Source organism: Brevibacterium aurantiacum, from assembly GCF_007558825.1.
Lineage (GTDB): Bacteria > Actinomycetota > Actinomycetes > Actinomycetales > Brevibacteriaceae > Brevibacterium > Brevibacterium aurantiacum_A.
Window position 1 is genome coordinate 405,582 of the sequence record NZ_VLTK01000004.1, and the last position, 14,888, is coordinate 420,469.

A 14,888-nucleotide genomic window follows, 5' to 3' on the forward strand; every position below is an offset into this window, starting at 1 on the left:
TGCAAGACACGGTACGATTCCTTTCAGACGTTGCTCGGACTTTTCCCGCGCGAGCGACACTTTTCTATGACATCGATGTCACTGACTCTCCTGGAGGAACTATGAAACGACGCTTGACTCTGGCCACGGTGGCCGTCGGCGCCATGCTCGCTCTGTCCGCGTGCGGCGGCGGAGGCGAATCAGAGCCGGCAGCGACCGGCGAAGGTGGAGTTCCTCTGGTCAAAGAGGGCAAACTGACGACCTGCACCCACCTGTCCTACCAGCCCTTCCAGTTCGAGAAGGACGGCGAGGTGGTCGGATTCGACGTCGACATCGTCGATGCCGTGGCGAAGAAGCTCGGCGTGGAGCAGGAGATCATCAACACCTCGTTCGAGACGATCACCTCAGGCGCGGAATTCAACCAGCAGAAGTGCGATGTCGCGGCAGCCGCGACGACGATCACTCCCGAGCGTCAAGAGGCCACTGACTTCTCAGAGGGGTACTTCGCTGCCAACCAGGCGATTCTGACCAAGGGCGACAAGAAGGCAGAAGACGAGGCAGCGCTCAAGGGCTTCAAGATCGCGGCCCAGGCCGGCACCACGGGACTCGAGTACGCAACCGAGAACTTCAAGGACTCGGAAGTCATCACCTACGAGGACCTGCCGCTGTCCCTCGAAGCGCTCAAGACCGGACAGGTCGACGCCGTGATCAATGACAACGGCGTGCTCTACAACTACAACACCGAGAACAAGGGCTTCGCGATCGGCTTCGATATCAAGACCGATGAGCACTACGGCATCAGCATGAAAAAGGGCAACACCCAGATGAAGAAGGCCGTGGACGACACTCTCAAGGAGATCAAGGACAACGGCGAGTACGACAAGATCTACAAGAAGTGGTTCGGCGAAGCTCCCAAATAGAGATCGCTGACCGGGCGGTCGGCCACGACTTTCACGTCTGGGCCGGCCGCCCGTTGACCTGAGCAGACTCGGCACACCACGCCACCATCGTTGAAGGACTCACCCATGTCACCAACACCCGCGACCGGAGGCAACGGCCCAACCGGCCCCGCAGTCCCTCTCGCCACTGCCACCCCCAAGGCCAAGATGAGCAAGCGTCAGAAGGCCAAGCTCTCCCGTGGCATCCAATACGCGATCCTCATCCTCATAGCCGTCGTCATCGCGCTCGTCGCCGACTGGCCGACGCTCATCGATTCCTTCGGCCGGGTCGACATCGCCGTCGACATGTTTCCTGAGGTCATCACCGGTGCGCTGAAGAACACCGTTATCTTCACGGCCCTCGGCTTCGTCCTCGGGCTGGCCATCGCTCTCGTCGTCGCCCTCATGCGGCTGTCCTCGGTCGGCGTCTATCGCTGGCTCGCGACGATCTACATCGAATTCTTCCGCGGACTGCCGGCTCTCGTCGTCTTCCTCGTCATGGGATTCGGGCTTCCCGTCGCGTTCCCCGGTTTCCTACTCCCCCAGCTGGTCATCATCATGATCGCCCTCGGCCTCGTGTCCTCGGCGTACATGGCGGAGACCATCCGCGCCGGCATTCAAGCGGTGCCCAAGGGACAGGTCGAGGCAGCACGCTCGCTGGGCATGTCGTCCTCGCGAGCGATGATCACGATCGTGCTGCCCCAGGCGATGCGCATCATCCTCCCGCCGCTGACCAATGAACTCATCCTGCTCACGAAGGATTCCTCACTGGCCTACATCCTCGGGTCCTCGGTCGACGGGCGCGAACTCGCGGCACTCGGTCGAGCCGAGATCGTCAACACAGCCAACCTCACCCCGTTCATCGTCATCGCGGTCTGCTATCTCATCATCACGATCCCGCTGTCGTATCTCTCACGTGTCCTCGAACGCAAATACGGTTCCGCCGAGCCAGGAGCGAAGTAATGTCCAGATCAGCCACCACCTCGGCGCGGGAGACCGCGACTCCGATCATCGCGATTCGGAACCTCAAGAAGAGCTTCGGGTCCAACCAGGTCCTCACGGACATCAACCTCGACGTCGACAAGGGCGAAGTCGTCTGCGTCATCGGCCCCTCGGGTTCCGGCAAGTCGACGATGCTGCGCTGCATCAACACGCTCGAGACCCCGACTGGCGGCTCGATCGTCGTCGACGGCATGGACATGATGGACCTCGATCTCGACATCGATGCCGCGCGCACCCGCATCGGCATGGTGTTCCAATCCTTCAACCTCTTCGGCCACCTCACCGTGCGAGAGAACCTCACCATCGCCCAGACCAAGGTCCTGGGGCGCTCGAAGGCTGAGGCGAACACCGTCGCCGAGGCGAACCTGGCGAAGGTGGGACTGTCTGAGAAGATCGATGCCAAGCCCTCGTCCCTGTCCGGGGGCCAGCAGCAGCGAGTGGCGATTGCGAGGGCCCTGAGCATGGACCCCGATGTGATGCTCTTCGACGAGCCCACATCGGCACTCGATCCAGAGACCGTGGGCGATGTCCTCCAGGTCATGCGCAACCTCGCCGAGGCGGGCATGACGATGGTCGTCGTCACGCATGAGATGGAGTTCGCCCGGCAGGTCGCCGACCGCGTCCTGTTCATGGACGGCGGGTACGTCGTCGAGTCCGGACCCGCCAGGGAGGTCATCGGCAACCCGCAGGAGCAGCGGACGAAGGACTTCCTCGCCCGCGTCCTCAATCCCGGGCAGCTGGGGTAGGGGCGCCTGCCCCAGCCTGGGGCGCCTGCCTCACCAGTCCTCCGCGTCGGCTGCACACTCGTCTCGAAGCTTGATGAGAAAGCCGCATCGTCCTTGTTGGGCGATCTCGCCATGCTGGTTGTACAGGGTGAACTGCCGGTCGAGGAATCCCTTGTCCTCGGCCGAGACCAGCCGCTTACCGAGGATCTCCATCTCCATGGTCACCGTGTCTCCGATGTGGAGCGGGCGCTTGAACTTCCAGTCGTCGATGCCGGTCATCGCGATCGCGGAACTGGTGAACCAGCCGGCCCGGTCCATCAGCCCGGTAATCACCGCGATCCCCAGTACTCCGTGGAGGAGCCGACCACCGCCTGCCTCCATGTACTCGGCGTCGGAGTGCACCTGGTTCCAGTCGCCGGAGACCATGGAGAACAGTGTGAGGTCGGCCTCCGAGAGAGTTCGTGAGGAGGACCGATAGATCTGGCCGACGTCCATGTCCTCGAAGTAGAGGCTGTGATCGGTGGAGATGGACCTGCCCAGGGACGGTCCGGACTGCGCGGGATCTTGCGTCATTGCCGACTCCTTCGTTCTTCTGGGCCGGAACGGTCCTTTGCGGACCCCCTATTGCCAGCCCTCATGTGACCTGCCATACTCACTATACAAGAACGAACGTTCTTCCCTGCTCAAAGGAGAGTGCTATGGCCTCAACAATCGAACCACCCGTCGACCGATCTGGGCCTGACGCCGTCGATCTTGACCTCCCTGAGGAGAGCAAGATGACGAAGCTGGCGAGTGCCTCGGTCCTCGCCACAGCCCTCGAATGGTTCGACTTCCTCATCTACTCCACCGCCTCGGCGCTGGTGTTCGGGCACATCTTCTTCCCCTCCCTCGACGGCGCATTGGGCACCATCGCCTCGTTCGGCACCCTCGCCGTGGGCTTCATCGCACGACCAGTCGGCGGCATCATCGCCGGAGCACTCGGCGATCGCTTCGGACGCAAGGGACCCCTTGTCGCTTCCATGGTCATCATGGGCCTCGCGACGGCTTCCATCGGCATGCTGCCCGGGTACGACACCATCGGCATCTGGGCACCCATCCTGCTCATCACCGCACGCCTGATCCAGGGACTTGGAGTCGGCGCCCAGTGGGGCGGCGCGACACTGCTGCTGACCGAGCACTCCCCCATCAAGCGTCGCGGCTTCTACGGCTCCCTCGTTCAGCTCGGCACCGTCGCAGGCATCATCATCGGCAATGCCTTCTTCCTCTGCATCCTGCTCTTCGTCGATGAAGAGGCCTTCATCGCATGGGGCTGGCGTGTGCCTTTCCTCTCCGGACTCCTTCTCGTCGCGGTCGGCATCTTCGTTCAGATGAAGATCGAAGAGACTCCGGTCTTCAAATCGATGCAGGCCAAGGCCCAGGCCGCGACCGCCGGCAAGGAGATGCCCAAGGTGTCACTGCTGGGCGCCGTGCGCAGGTACTGGCGTCAGATCCTCCAGGCAGCTGGAGCATTCTTCGTCGTCAACGGCACCTTCTACGTCATGATCTCCGGCATGCTCTCCTACGGAACGGCCAACGTCGGTCTTTCACAGACGACGATGATCATGATCGTCTGCCTCGCCGTTGCCACTCAGATCTTCACGATCCCCTACTTCGGGGCCTGGTCGGACCGCCACGGCCGGCGAAAGATCTTCCTTGTGGGCACAGTGCTCATGGCAGTCTGGGCATTCCCGTTCTTCTGGCTCGTCGACACCGGCAATCCTGTCCTCGTCGGTCTGTCTCTCATCGTCGGTCTCACACTGCATGCAATGATGTTCGGCCCGCAGGCGGCACTGTTCGCGGAGATGTTCCCCGCCGACGTTCGCTACTTCGGAGCCTCTCTCGGGTTCCAACTCGCCAGTGTCTTCGCCGGTGGACTCGCACCCATGATCATGGTCTCCCTCATCGAGTTCACAGGCACCTCGGCGAGCGTATCGGCCTACATCATCGTCATGGCCATCATCACCTTCATCGCCGTCTACACGATCAAGGAGCGCTTCCAGGCCAACCTGCACGAGACGACTCGTGACATCGAGGAGCGCGAAGCTTCGGAAGCAGCAGGTGTCGAACATGTCTGAGCACAATGCAGCACTCGAGGAGCGCATCGCCCGCCTCGAGGACATCCAGGCGATCGGACAGCTTCGCGCCCGCTACTGCCAGGCTCTCGATGACGGACACTGGAATGCTCTGGCCGACACATTCACCGAAGACGGGGCATTCGTCGGACTCTCGACCGCCCGCGGTCGAGAGGAGATGCTCGAGTTCTTCCCGAAGCTCAATTCGACGACCGTGACCTCGTGGTGGCACTTCAGCTCGAACGAAACCGTCGACCTCGACGGCGACTTCGCCACCGGCACGACCTGGCTGCTCCAGCCCTGCGTCGTCGAGGGCGAATCGCAGTTGGCCGCGGGTCGCTACGCCGACACGATGGTCCGCACCGCAGAGGGGTGGCGCTTCGCCGAACGCAGAGTTTCGTTCTTCTTCTGGTCCTCGCTCGAAGCCGGATGGGACGCAGCGCGGTTCTCATTCCCGCCCGCCAGCGGGGCCTCTGATGCGCGCACCATGGAACGAGTCGATCGTGGCCAGTCAGTCTGAGGTCTGCTACGGACTACCGACCGGCGCTGTCCGGTCGGTTCGCAGCACGCACGAGGCCGAACACCAGGTCGACCTGGAGATCGGCGAGTTCGACGGGCGAAAGTCTGCCGTCTGGCCGGTACCACGTGGACATCGAGTTGCACAGAGTCACAACACCCCGTGTGGCCGAGCCGATGTTGCGCACATCGCAGGCTCCGGCATCGAGGCCCTCGGCAATGGCGGTACGGAAGACCTTCTCCGTCCGATCACGCTGAGTAACCACCTCGGCGCGGTTCTCGCCTTCGAGGTAACGGAACTCGGTGATGCCCACCACCGAGGCGCGCGGCTTCTCCACGATGAAATCGACGTAGGCCCGCACTGCCGCATCAAGCCTGGCCAACGGCGCTTCACCGGCCGCAGTCACTGCCGCCTCGAGGGAGTCGGCGAGCGTGCGGGCAGTGTCCTCGAGGACGACCTCAAGGATCTCGCTCTTCGAACCGAAGTAGTTGTAGAGGTTCGACAGCGAGGTCCCGGCTGCCTTCGCGATCTCACGCGTCGACGCCCCGTGGAAACCCTTCGCTGCGAGCACTTCGAGCGCCGCATCGACGACCGTTTCGCGGTCGATGAAACGTGGCGCAGCCCGCCGCCTGCCTGACTTGTCCACATGTTCGTCCATTGCCACCAATCTTCTCATAAGCCCCCTCGGAAGGAATCTCAATGACACCGCCGCTCGCACCCGGACAGCGATTGCTCGCTGCCGCCCCCACTCTCGCACCGGGTTCGACATTGGCCTTGGCTGACGCTGTGGCGACTGCGCTTCGCACCGAGATCATCGACGCCTCCGACCTGGTCTCAGCGGACTTGGTCTCCGCACACCTCGAGCTGAAGGGGCCTATCGCCGAATCCCTGACACCGACGGCGGTCGTCACAGCGATCCTGTCCGATCGGGACGCAGGTGTGCGCGCCGAGGTGACTGCCTTCCTCGACGATGGCACCGGGGCCACTGCCGTCCTGCGGTTGGCCTTCACCGGCACGATGCCCGACACCTGGGCCCTCGACCGTTCCGGTTCCTTCTCCGGCCTGCTGTGCCCCGGCAGCAGGGAGTGGAACGCCGAGCTCCACCGTCGGCTGCGCGAGGACGAGTCGTTCGCCCGCCTCATCGAGTCCTACGACGGAACGATAGGGATCTCGATCGGCGGCCGCCCTGTGCACATCCGCTGCTACCGCGGCCAGGTCCTCGAGGTCGTGGCCCGCGCGATCAAGGGTGCCGATTTCGTCCTCGACATCCCCGGCGAGGTCTTCATCGATCTCATGACTTCGGGCGACAACAGCTTCATGGAGACCGCCATGTTGGGGAAGATGCGATCGGCAGGATCCGGCTACGAATACCTGCGCATGACAAGCGCGCTCATCCGCATCATCGACAACGCCCGCGCCCTCGCCGGCACCGCCGGATACGTCGGCGCACACACGACTTCCATCGAGACCCAGCAGGTGGCCTGATATGACAACACTGACCGAAACCACACAGCCAACCGACCCCACCGCCTCAACAGTGACCACGCTGCGTGCGCACCAGCTCGTCATCGACGGCCGCCTCGCCTTCGTCGAAGACTGGGGCGACATCCACGCGACCCCGCTGCTGGCTCTGCATACCGCCGGTCAGAGCGGCGTCCAGTACGCTCACGTCGCCGCCGATCTCGCGGCACTGGGCTACCGCGTCATCGTCCCCGACTTCCCCGGCCACGGACGCAGCGAACCCGCTGCTCACGGACCGGTGACCGACCTCGGCGAATATGCCCGATTCGCACTCACCGTCCTCGATCAGCTGGGCATCGACCGCTTCGTCGCCGTCGGATGTTCCATCGGCGGGAAGATCACGATCGACCTCGCTGTGCGGGCAGGGTCCCGCATCCGGGCCGCGGTCGCGATGGCCGCCGGGGCCAGCGGTGGCCACGTCTCCATCCGGGGACTGACCCGCGAACTCAACGACATCTCGACGCCCTCGCGAAGCGACCGCACCTACTGGGGCACACGCGCCGTCGTCGGCTCCGCCGTCAGCGAGGAACGTCGTTCGATCATCGCCCGCATGCACTGCCGCGAAGATCCCATCATCTCGAACTCGGACCTCATCGGTTGGGGCCGTCACGATGTCAGCGCAGGATTGCCCGACATCGCATGCCCCACGATCCTCGTCGCCGGTGAGGATGATCTCTGGATCGACGCCGAGGCGATCCGCCGTGATGCTGTGTCCATCCCTCGAGGATCGTTCACGTTCCTTCCCGGGATCGGGCATTATCCGATGGAGGAGATGTCTGATTTCGCCAGCCAGGTCGACGCATGGGTGCGCACCCTGGAAGCCAGTGACGAAGGAACGGAGACCACCCGATCATGACCGCACAGCCCAGCACTCTCTACGGCCATCTGAAGACGTGGGTCGAAACCGATCCGCAGCGACTGGCCCTCATCGACCCGGTGCCTGCCAGCGCTCAGACCGGCGGCCTCGACCACGGACACGTCCGTGTCAGGGTTGCCGATCTTCTGGCTCGTGCGAACCAGTTCGCCACCCTCCTCACCGAGCATGAAGTCGGCGAAGGCGACTGCGTGGCCGTCTGGCTGCCCAGTTGGGCAGACTCCTACGCCTGGCAGTTCGCGGCCTCGGCCCGCGGAGCCCACGTCATCGGCGTCAATACCCGCTACAACGTCGCCGAGGTCGGACATGTACTTAGCAGGGCACGGCCCAAACTCCTCGTGATGGCTCACGGATTCCGCGGCATCGACTTCCTCGCCACTGCGACGAAGGCCGTCGCCGAATCGCAGGACGACGCACCCACGGTTGCCGTCTGGGCCGTGCCGGGGGCATCGGAGGAACCTGTTGCTGCCGACTATGACCTCGGTTCAGGTGCAGTGGTCGTACCTGGCCTCGGTGCCACCACCTCGGCGCCGGAGCTGTCGGCTGTCGAACCCAGCGCGGACCGGCTGTCGGTCGCGTTCACGACCTCGGGGTCGACGGGCATGCCGAAGCTGGCCGCCCACAAAGAGACCGCTGTCGTCTCCCATTCGCAGCACGTGGCCTCGCGCGTGGGATTCGAGCCCGGCGACGTCCTCGTCGAGCCGCTGCCCTACTCCGGTGTCTTCGGATACTCGGCGGGCATGGGTGCGCTCTTCGGCGGTGCCGCGGTCCTCCTCCATCCCGTCTTCGACGAGCAGGAACTCGTGTCGGCCTGGGGCCACTTCAACGGCTCGCACTTCGTCGGCGCCGACGACATGCTCTCGCGGGTACGCCGTGTATGCGAAGAGACCGACACGACGATCGGCTCGTGGAAGTGGGCCGGCGTGGCCGACTTCCAGGGTATGTCCGCAGACATCGCGAAATGGGCCGCCGAAGAATTCGGAACACGGACCGTCGGCGTCTACGGCTCCTCCGAAGTCTTCGCCCTCACCTCGTTCTGGCCCGTCGACACTGCCGAGGAGCTTCGCTACTCCGGTGGTGGACGACTGACCGATCCCGCATACGAGTACCGCATCGTCGATCCGCTCTCAAACCTCGACGTCCCCGAAGGGTCAGAGGGCGAAGTACAGCTGCGCGGAGCGAACATCGTCGACAGATACCTCGGTGACAAGGGTGAAGGCGCCAAGAACTTCACAACCGACGACTGGTTCGCCACCGGCGACCTCGGCCGCGCTCAGGGACCCGACTCCTTCGAATACGTGTGCCGCATGGGCGACGTCATCCGTCTGCGCGGATTCCTCGTCGACCCGGCCGAGATCGAACTCCACCTCATCACCCACCCCGAGGTCGAGATCGTCAAGGTCGTCGGGCGCAACAGTGAAGCGGGAGCGCCTGAGGTGGTCGCCTTCGTCCAGCCCGTGCAGGGCACGAATCCGGATCCAGCGGAGATCAGGGCGTACTGCAAGGAGCGCTTGGCCAGCTTCAAGATTCCCACCGAGGTTCGCCTCGTCGAGACCATGCCCGTGACCGCCGGAACCAACGGGTCGAAGATCAAGGCAGCCGTCCTGCGCGAATGGGCGGCCAAGCCGCTCGGGACGCAGAAGTGACTTCAAAGCGAGGAGATACACCATGACGCACAAACCCAGGCCCAGGCCGAACACCCCGCACTTCATGACCGAGGACAGGCTCGAGATCCAGGCCTTGGCTCGCGAGTTCGCCCGCGACGTCGTCCTGCCGCTGGCCAATGAGCTTGACCCCATCGAAGGCCAGTTCCCCGATTGGTTCGTGTCTCAGATGGCCGACATGGGGTTCTTCGGCATTTTGATTCCCGAAGAATACGGCGGCCTGGGACTCGGCGTCTTCGAGTACTGCCTCGTCGCCGAGGAACTCTCCCGTGCCTGGATGTCCGTGGGTGGACTGCTGGCTCGGGGCAACGGGATGGGCGGTGGCTTCTCACCCGAACAGGAAGCCAGGCTGCTGCCGAAGGTCGCCACAGGTGAGTATTTGGGTGCCTTCGCCCTGTCCGAGGCTGAAGCGGGATCCGATGTCGCCAATATTCGGTGCAAGGCCAGTCGTGCCGAGGACGGTGGTTGGGTCATCAATGGCACGAAGATGTGGTGCACGTTTGCTGATCAGGCTGACTATGTGATTCTCTTTGCCCGCACCTCGACCGATGAGGCCAAGCGCCATCGCGGGATCTCGGCGTTCCTCGTTGAGAAGAATCGGGGTGAGTTCCCTGAGGGTATGTCGGGGACTGCGGTGAAGAAGATCGGGTACTTCGGATGGAAGACCTGGGATCTGGCCTTCGACGACTTCCACCTGCCCGCCGAAGCACTGCTGGGTGAGGAAGATCGGGGCTTCTACCAGGCGGTGTCGGGTCTTGAAGTGGGGCGTGCGCATACGGCGGCTCGCTCGATCGGTTTGGCGCAGGCGGCACTTGAGGACTCGATCGCGTATCTCAAGCAGCGGGTCCAGTTCGGCCACCCCTTGGCTGAGTTCCAGCATCTGCGGTTCAAGGTCGCTGACATGGCCGCCCAGATCGAGGCGTCCCGGGCACTGATGTATCACGTGTGCACGCAGATCGATTCTGGTGCACGCTGTGACAAGGAAGCCGCCATGGTCAAATACTTGGCCGCGGAGATGGCGGAGAAGGTCACTTCTGAGGCTGTCCAGATCCATGGTGGTGCCGGGTACACGAAGGACTTCGCGGTGGAGCGTCACTGGCGTGATGCCCGGTTGACGAAGATCTTCGAGGGCTCCTCTGAGATCCAGATGCGCATCATCTCCGATGAACTGTTAGGACGTTGAGCCACCCCTATTGAGACGCTGAGACCCACCAACCCTTCCGAGGAGGAAGAATGTCGAAGAACATCGTCATCTGTGAACCCGTGAGATCTGCCGTCGGCGGATTCGGCGGCCAATTCAAGAATCTGCCACCAGAGGAGCTTGGCCGTCAGGTCCTCGAGGCTCTCATCACGAAGTCCGGGCTGAACGTCGACGTCGTCGACGATGTCATCCTCGGCAACTGCTATCCCACGATGGAGGCCCCGGCCATCGGCCGCGTTGTCGCCCTCGACGCCGGACTGCCGATCACCACACCCGGCCGTCAGATCGACCGTCGCTGCGGATCCGGCCTTCAGGCCATCGCCGACGGCCATGCGATGATCAACGCCGGATTCGCCGACCTCGTCATCGCCGGCGGCGTCGAGACCATGAGCCGCGGTGCCTTCTTCAACGAAGAGATCCGCTGGGGAGTCAAGGGCTCCGGTATCGACCTCAAAGACAGCCTGGCCCGTGGCCGAGTCACCGCAGGCGGCACGAACTACCCGGTCCCCGGCGGGATGATCGAGACCGCAGAGAATCTGCGTGCCGAATACAGCATCAGCCGCCAGGAGCAGGACGAATTCGCCGTCGCCTCGCACCAGAAGGCAGCCAAGGCCCGTGACACCGGCCGCTTCGACGACGAGATCGCACCGATCACGATCCCGGCGACCCGGAAGGCCCCGGAGCAGGTCATCACGACCGACGAACACATCCGCCCGAACGCGAACGTCGAATCGCTGGCCAAGCTGCGCCCGATCCTCGGGTCCTCAGACGCCGAGGCGACCGTGACGGCTGGCAACGCCTCCGGTCAGAACGACGGAGCCGCACTGTGCATCATCACCACCGAGGAGAAGGCTCGTGAACTCGGGCTGCGCATCTTCGCCCGGATGGTCGGCTGGGCCGTCGCAGGCGTTCCGCCCAAGACGATGGGAATCGGTCCCGTGCCGGCAGTGGCCAAGGCACTCGAACGCGCCGAGCTGAGTCTCGCCGACATGGACCTCATCGAACTCAATGAGGCTTTCGCAGCCCAGGCGCTGGCTTGCACCCGCGAGTGGAAGCTGAGTGAGTCCGACTTCGCTGAACGCCTCAACGTCAACGGCTCCGGAATCTCACTGGGACACCCGGTCGGCGCAACCGGCGGTCGGATTCTGGCCACCATGCTCCACGAGCTGAAGCGCCGCGATTCGCACTATGGCATCGAGACCATGTGCATCGGCGGCGGCCAGGGCATGGCAGCAGTCTTCGAGAACCTCGCGAGCTGAGCGCCGGTCGGCGCGGCTGAAGACCTGCCGCGCACCGGCCGAGCATCGACAGCACACCTGAGCGTCGAGAGTCGACTCCCTGAAGTCTGCTCTCGGGGCTCAGCTGTACTCTCGACGAGGCGCCCGGGGCCAGGCGTGTGGACGTTCGCCTACTTCTTCGACTCGAGTACGTCCTTCGGAAGGATGACACGGTAGCCCAGCCGGGCGTCGTAGCCGTGGATCTCCCTGGTGTCGAGGGCGGACATGAAGTCGAGCACCTCGGCGGTGATGATCTGACCGGGCACGAGTACGGGGAATCCCGGCGGGTAGGGTGTGACGAACCCGGCAGAGACCGGCTGATCTCCTGATTCGACCCGCCGGCTCAACTCCTCCGGGAGGACGTGTTCGATGTTCCACCGGCGCAGCCCGGCGTAGTAAGCGGTGCGCAGATCACCGTCGGGCAGCTGCCTCGACGGATCCGCAGCCGGTACCTCGGCGGCGTATTCCGGGGCGAAGGCGCTGAAGTCCGGCAGCGGCGGCATGATCTCGGCCGGCTCCTCGAGGGAGTATTCGGCCTGGAGTTCGTGTGGGTCGTTGAACTTCTCAGCCATCTTGACGAGGACCTCGATGAGGTAGGCCACGGCCGACCGAGACGTGCCGATGTTCGTCATGAACAGCACCGTGTTGCGGCTCGTCTTGTTGACCTGGATGCCGTAGCGGTCCATGAGGAAGTCGTGTTTGAAGGTGTCCCCGTCGACTCCGGTGCCGCTGATCTCGATGGTGATACGGCTGGGATCGACGACGAACTCGTCGGTCGTCCACGCATGCCAGAACGTTGCCAGACCATCGCGCAGAGGCATCGTACGCTCGGTCTGCCGGTACTCCTCGGGGATGAGGTCGGCCGCGGTGAGCACCCGGAAGGTCTTCTTCAGCAGCGGATGGCGCGAGACGGCGGAGGCCAGGCTCATCGCCAGGTCCAGCTGCTTCTGCACGAGGGCGAAGCCCTCCATCTCGACCTGCCGGCGCCCCAAGTCCAAGGACGCGAGGATCTGGTAGTTCGGCGAGGTCGAGGTGTGCGTCATGTACGCCTCGTGGAACGAGTCCTCCGCTCCGTGGGAGAACTCCTGGTCGTAGACGTGGATCATCGACCCCTGCCGCAGCGAGGTCAGCGTCTTGTGCGTCGACTGGGTCGCATACACGCGCAGAACCGCGTCCGGCGGCGGCAGCAGCGACTCGTTCAGCCACACCTCGTCGGGGGCGGGCTCACCGGTCTCTGCATCGAAGAGACGCTCACGCTGCTCGCGATACGCCCTGCCATGGGCGTCGGTGTCGAGGATCGCTTCGAGCCGCTCGGCGGCGACCATGGCGGTGCGCTTGCGGGTGACCGGGTGGAACCGGGCGAAGGCGAACCACGCCTCGTCCCAGAGGAAGACGAGGTCGGGCTTGATCGCCAGGCATTCGGCCATGACCTTCTCCGGATCGTAGACGATCCCGTCGAAGGTGCAGTTGGTCAGCGTGATCATCCGGACCTCATCGAGGCGGCCGGCGGCCCGGTAGTCGAGCAGGAGCTGCTTGATCCGGTTCAGCGGCACCGCGCCGTAGAAGGCGACGTCGTTGAGCGGGTACGCTTCGAGGTAGGCGGTCCTGGCGCCCGTGAGCATGAGCGCATGGTGGTGCGACTTGTGGCAGTTGCGGTCGACCATGACGACCTCGTCGGGTGAGACGACGGCCTGGTGGACGATCTTGTTCGCCGTCGAGGTCCCGTTCGTCACGAAGTAGGTCCGCTTCGCGCCGAAGGCCCTGGCCGCCAGGGACTGCGCCTTCTTGATCGTGCCGACCGGCGCCAGCAGGGAGTCCAGCTCACCCGAGGTGGCACTGGTCTCTGCCAGCAGCAGGTTGAGGCCGTAGAAGTCGACGAAGTCACTGATCCACTTCGATCCCACGACCGAGCCGCCACGGGAGACGGGCAGGGCGTGGAAGACACCGGCCGGGCGGCGCGCGTGCTCCCTGATCGCGGTGAAGAACGGGGTGTCATAGAGGTGCTGGACGCGGCGCAGCAGGGACAGGTGGAGCTCGAACTGGTCCTCACGGCGGAAGACACGACGGAACCGATGGGTCAGGGCTCCGGCCAGGCTCTCGATGTGGGCACCGGCCATGAGGTAGAGGTCGAGCTCCGGGCGCAGACCGGCCAGAGTGTCTGCCAGTCGCAGCACTCGACGGACCGAATTGAGCGGACTCATCGGCATCGTCGGCGAGTCGGTTGTTCCCTGATGGGCCAGCTCGACGGCGCTGCGCAGATCGCGGCTGAGCACCTGTCGGGTCCGGTCGGTGAAGCCGGGGCGGATGACGCAGGCGAGCAGGTTCGGGTTCGTCAGCGCCGCCGCGACTGCATCGTCGGCGGTGGGGACGATGACGTAGTCGTAGATGAACTGGTCGGAGGAGTGGCGCAGCTTGAGCAGGTCGGTATGCAGCTCATCCCGGCCGCCCTCTGTGGTCTCATCGACGATGAGGACCTCGAAGCGGGGGCGCGAATCCTGGCGGTCCTTGTGCTCTGCGCGCTCGTCCTCGGTGAGGTCATCCTCGGCGACGTCGGGGACTGTGGTTCCGCGCAGGCGATTGACGGCACGCGTGATCATGTCATGGGCCTTGTCGAACTCACCGTTGGAGAGCAGCTCGGCGATGTCCTCGACGTAGCGCTGCCCGAAGCCGCCCCAGTACAGTTCGATCGTCTTCAGCGACCGCAGCGAACGCCAGACCTCACCGTCGGCGGCGATCATCGAGAAGTCCCCGCCGCTGATGGCCAGACGTTTGATCGCGAACTTCAGGTACTCCCAGGCATCCGAGCGCAGACGCCAGGTGCTCGCAGGCATTCCCGGATCGCGTTCGAGCTGCGACTTCTTCGGCCGAGACCGGAATCCCGTCTCTGTGGATCCCCCAGACGAGTGAGAGTCCAACCGTTTCCGGGGCGTCCCTCCGGCCGCTGCCGGTCCAGGCATGAATGATGCCTGTCCCGAGTGTTCGTCGGAGCCGATGCCGGTCATACTTGAGCCTCCTGGCGATGAAGTATCTCGATGTCGAGCGATCCCCTGCGGAATCCGTTGTGCCAAGATCATACGGC

At 64.1% G+C, this 14,888-nt stretch carries 13 protein-coding genes; 10 read left to right on the forward strand and 3 right to left on the reverse strand.

Translation table 11 applies throughout. From position 1 onward, the window contains the following. The first annotated feature begins 101 nt into the window (after positions 1-101). The 3 genes from FO013_RS09235 to FO013_RS09245 all read left to right on the forward strand — a co-directional run bounded on the left by FO013_RS09235 (position 102) and on the right by FO013_RS09245 (position 2,665). Entirely contained in the window at positions 102-899 is a 798-nt protein-coding gene (locus tag FO013_RS09235) for a transporter substrate-binding domain-containing protein (protein WP_186293031.1), read from the forward strand. Positions 900-1,085: 186 nt separating this feature from the next. Then, positions 1,086-1,880 (forward strand): amino acid ABC transporter permease, encoded by a 795-nt coding sequence (locus tag FO013_RS09240; protein ID WP_143922360.1) that lies wholly within the window; start codon positions 1,086-1,088, stop codon positions 1,878-1,880. Then, positions 1,880-2,665 carry an amino acid ABC transporter ATP-binding protein gene (locus FO013_RS09245; RefSeq protein ID WP_313900580.1) on the forward strand — a complete coding sequence of 262 codons (786 nt, stop codon included), beginning with the start codon at positions 1,880-1,882 and terminating at the stop codon, positions 2,663-2,665. Before FO013_RS09240 ends, FO013_RS09245 begins: the two co-directional genes overlap by 1 nt. Positions 2,666-2,695: 30 nt before the next feature. Here the strand turns inward: FO013_RS09245 and FO013_RS09250 are convergent, their stop codons facing one another. Next, a complete protein-coding gene (locus FO013_RS09250) occupies positions 2,696-3,217 on the reverse strand; it encodes a MaoC/PaaZ C-terminal domain-containing protein (protein ID WP_143922240.1) in 522 nt (173 codons plus the stop codon). A gap of 125 nt (positions 3,218-3,342) precedes the next feature. On the opposite strand from FO013_RS09250, the gene FO013_RS09255 reads away from it, so the two are divergent. Beyond that, positions 3,343-4,758 (forward strand): MFS transporter, encoded by a 1,416-nt coding sequence (locus FO013_RS09255; protein ID WP_143922241.1) that lies wholly within the window; start codon positions 3,343-3,345, stop codon positions 4,756-4,758. Next, the gene (locus tag FO013_RS09260) at positions 4,751-5,275 is read left to right on the forward strand and encodes a nuclear transport factor 2 family protein (protein ID WP_143922242.1); all 525 of its coding nucleotides are present in this window, start codon (positions 4,751-4,753) and stop codon (positions 5,273-5,275) included. The genes FO013_RS09255 and FO013_RS09260 overlap by 8 nt, the downstream gene beginning before the upstream one ends. 13 nt (positions 5,276-5,288) lie before the next feature. Here the strand turns inward: FO013_RS09260 and FO013_RS09265 are convergent, their stop codons facing one another. Continuing rightward, positions 5,289-5,930, reverse strand: a complete 642-nt coding sequence (locus FO013_RS09265; RefSeq protein ID WP_186293032.1) for a TetR/AcrR family transcriptional regulator — start codon at positions 5,928-5,930, stop codon at positions 5,289-5,291. Positions 5,931-5,971: 41 nt separating this feature from the next. Here FO013_RS09265 and FO013_RS09270 point away from each other — a divergent pair, with 41 nt between their 5' ends. The 5 genes from FO013_RS09270 to FO013_RS09290 are packed head-to-tail and all read left to right on the forward strand — an operon-like array spanning position 5,972 to position 11,791. Beyond that, complete coding sequence (locus FO013_RS09270) at positions 5,972-6,757, forward strand: hypothetical protein (RefSeq protein WP_186293033.1); 786 nt, start codon at positions 5,972-5,974, stop codon at positions 6,755-6,757. Position 6,758: 1 nt separating this feature from the next. Then, complete coding sequence (locus tag FO013_RS09275; RefSeq protein WP_143922245.1) at positions 6,759-7,649, forward strand: alpha/beta fold hydrolase; 891 nt, start codon at positions 6,759-6,761, stop codon at positions 7,647-7,649. Then, a complete protein-coding gene (locus FO013_RS09280; protein ID WP_143922246.1) occupies positions 7,646-9,313 on the forward strand; it encodes an AMP-binding protein in 1,668 nt (555 codons plus the stop codon). Before FO013_RS09275 ends, FO013_RS09280 begins: the two co-directional genes overlap by 4 nt. Positions 9,314-9,335: 22 nt before the next feature. Next, complete coding sequence (locus tag FO013_RS09285) at positions 9,336-10,514, forward strand: acyl-CoA dehydrogenase family protein (protein WP_143922247.1); 1,179 nt, start codon at positions 9,336-9,338, stop codon at positions 10,512-10,514. A gap of 50 nt (positions 10,515-10,564) precedes the next feature. Next, the gene (locus tag FO013_RS09290; RefSeq protein ID WP_143922248.1) at positions 10,565-11,791 is read left to right on the forward strand and encodes an acetyl-CoA C-acetyltransferase; all 1,227 of its coding nucleotides are present in this window, start codon (positions 10,565-10,567) and stop codon (positions 11,789-11,791) included. 149 nt (positions 11,792-11,940) lie between these two features. On the opposite strand, the gene FO013_RS09295 is transcribed toward FO013_RS09290, so the two are convergent. Then, positions 11,941-14,811 carry an aminotransferase class I/II-fold pyridoxal phosphate-dependent enzyme gene (locus tag FO013_RS09295; protein ID WP_143922249.1) on the reverse strand — a complete coding sequence of 957 codons (2,871 nt, stop codon included), beginning with the start codon at positions 14,809-14,811 and terminating at the stop codon, positions 11,941-11,943. Positions 14,812-14,888 lie beyond the last annotated feature (77 nt).

Excerpts from the sequence above, each read along its gene's own strand:
- FO013_RS09235 (WP_186293031.1), top strand. The coding sequence starts at position 102 with ATGAAACGACGCTTGACTCTGGCCACGGTGGCCGTCGGCGCCATGCTC.
- FO013_RS09240 (WP_143922360.1), top strand. The coding sequence starts at position 1,086 with ATGAGCAAGCGTCAGAAGGCCAAGCTCTCCCGTGGCATCCAATACGCG.
- FO013_RS09245 (WP_313900580.1), top strand. The coding sequence starts at position 1,880 with ATGTCCAGATCAGCCACCACCTCGGCGCGGGAGACCGCGACTCCGATC.
- FO013_RS09250 (WP_143922240.1), bottom strand. The coding sequence starts at position 3,217 with ATGACGCAAGATCCCGCGCAGTCCGGACCGTCCCTGGGCAGGTCCATC.
- FO013_RS09255 (WP_143922241.1), top strand. The coding sequence starts at position 3,343 with ATGGCCTCAACAATCGAACCACCCGTCGACCGATCTGGGCCTGACGCC.
- FO013_RS09260 (WP_143922242.1), top strand. The coding sequence starts at position 4,751 with ATGTCTGAGCACAATGCAGCACTCGAGGAGCGCATCGCCCGCCTCGAG.
- FO013_RS09265 (WP_186293032.1), bottom strand. The coding sequence starts at position 5,930 with ATGGACGAACATGTGGACAAGTCAGGCAGGCGGCGGGCTGCGCCACGT.
- FO013_RS09270 (WP_186293033.1), top strand. The coding sequence starts at position 5,972 with ATGACACCGCCGCTCGCACCCGGACAGCGATTGCTCGCTGCCGCCCCC.
- FO013_RS09275 (WP_143922245.1), top strand. The coding sequence starts at position 6,759 with ATGACAACACTGACCGAAACCACACAGCCAACCGACCCCACCGCCTCA.
- FO013_RS09280 (WP_143922246.1), top strand. The coding sequence starts at position 7,646 with ATGACCGCACAGCCCAGCACTCTCTACGGCCATCTGAAGACGTGGGTC.
- FO013_RS09285 (WP_143922247.1), top strand. The coding sequence starts at position 9,336 with ATGACGCACAAACCCAGGCCCAGGCCGAACACCCCGCACTTCATGACC.
- FO013_RS09290 (WP_143922248.1), top strand. The coding sequence starts at position 10,565 with ATGTCGAAGAACATCGTCATCTGTGAACCCGTGAGATCTGCCGTCGGC.
- FO013_RS09295 (WP_143922249.1), bottom strand. The coding sequence starts at position 14,811 with ATGACCGGCATCGGCTCCGACGAACACTCGGGACAGGCATCATTCATG.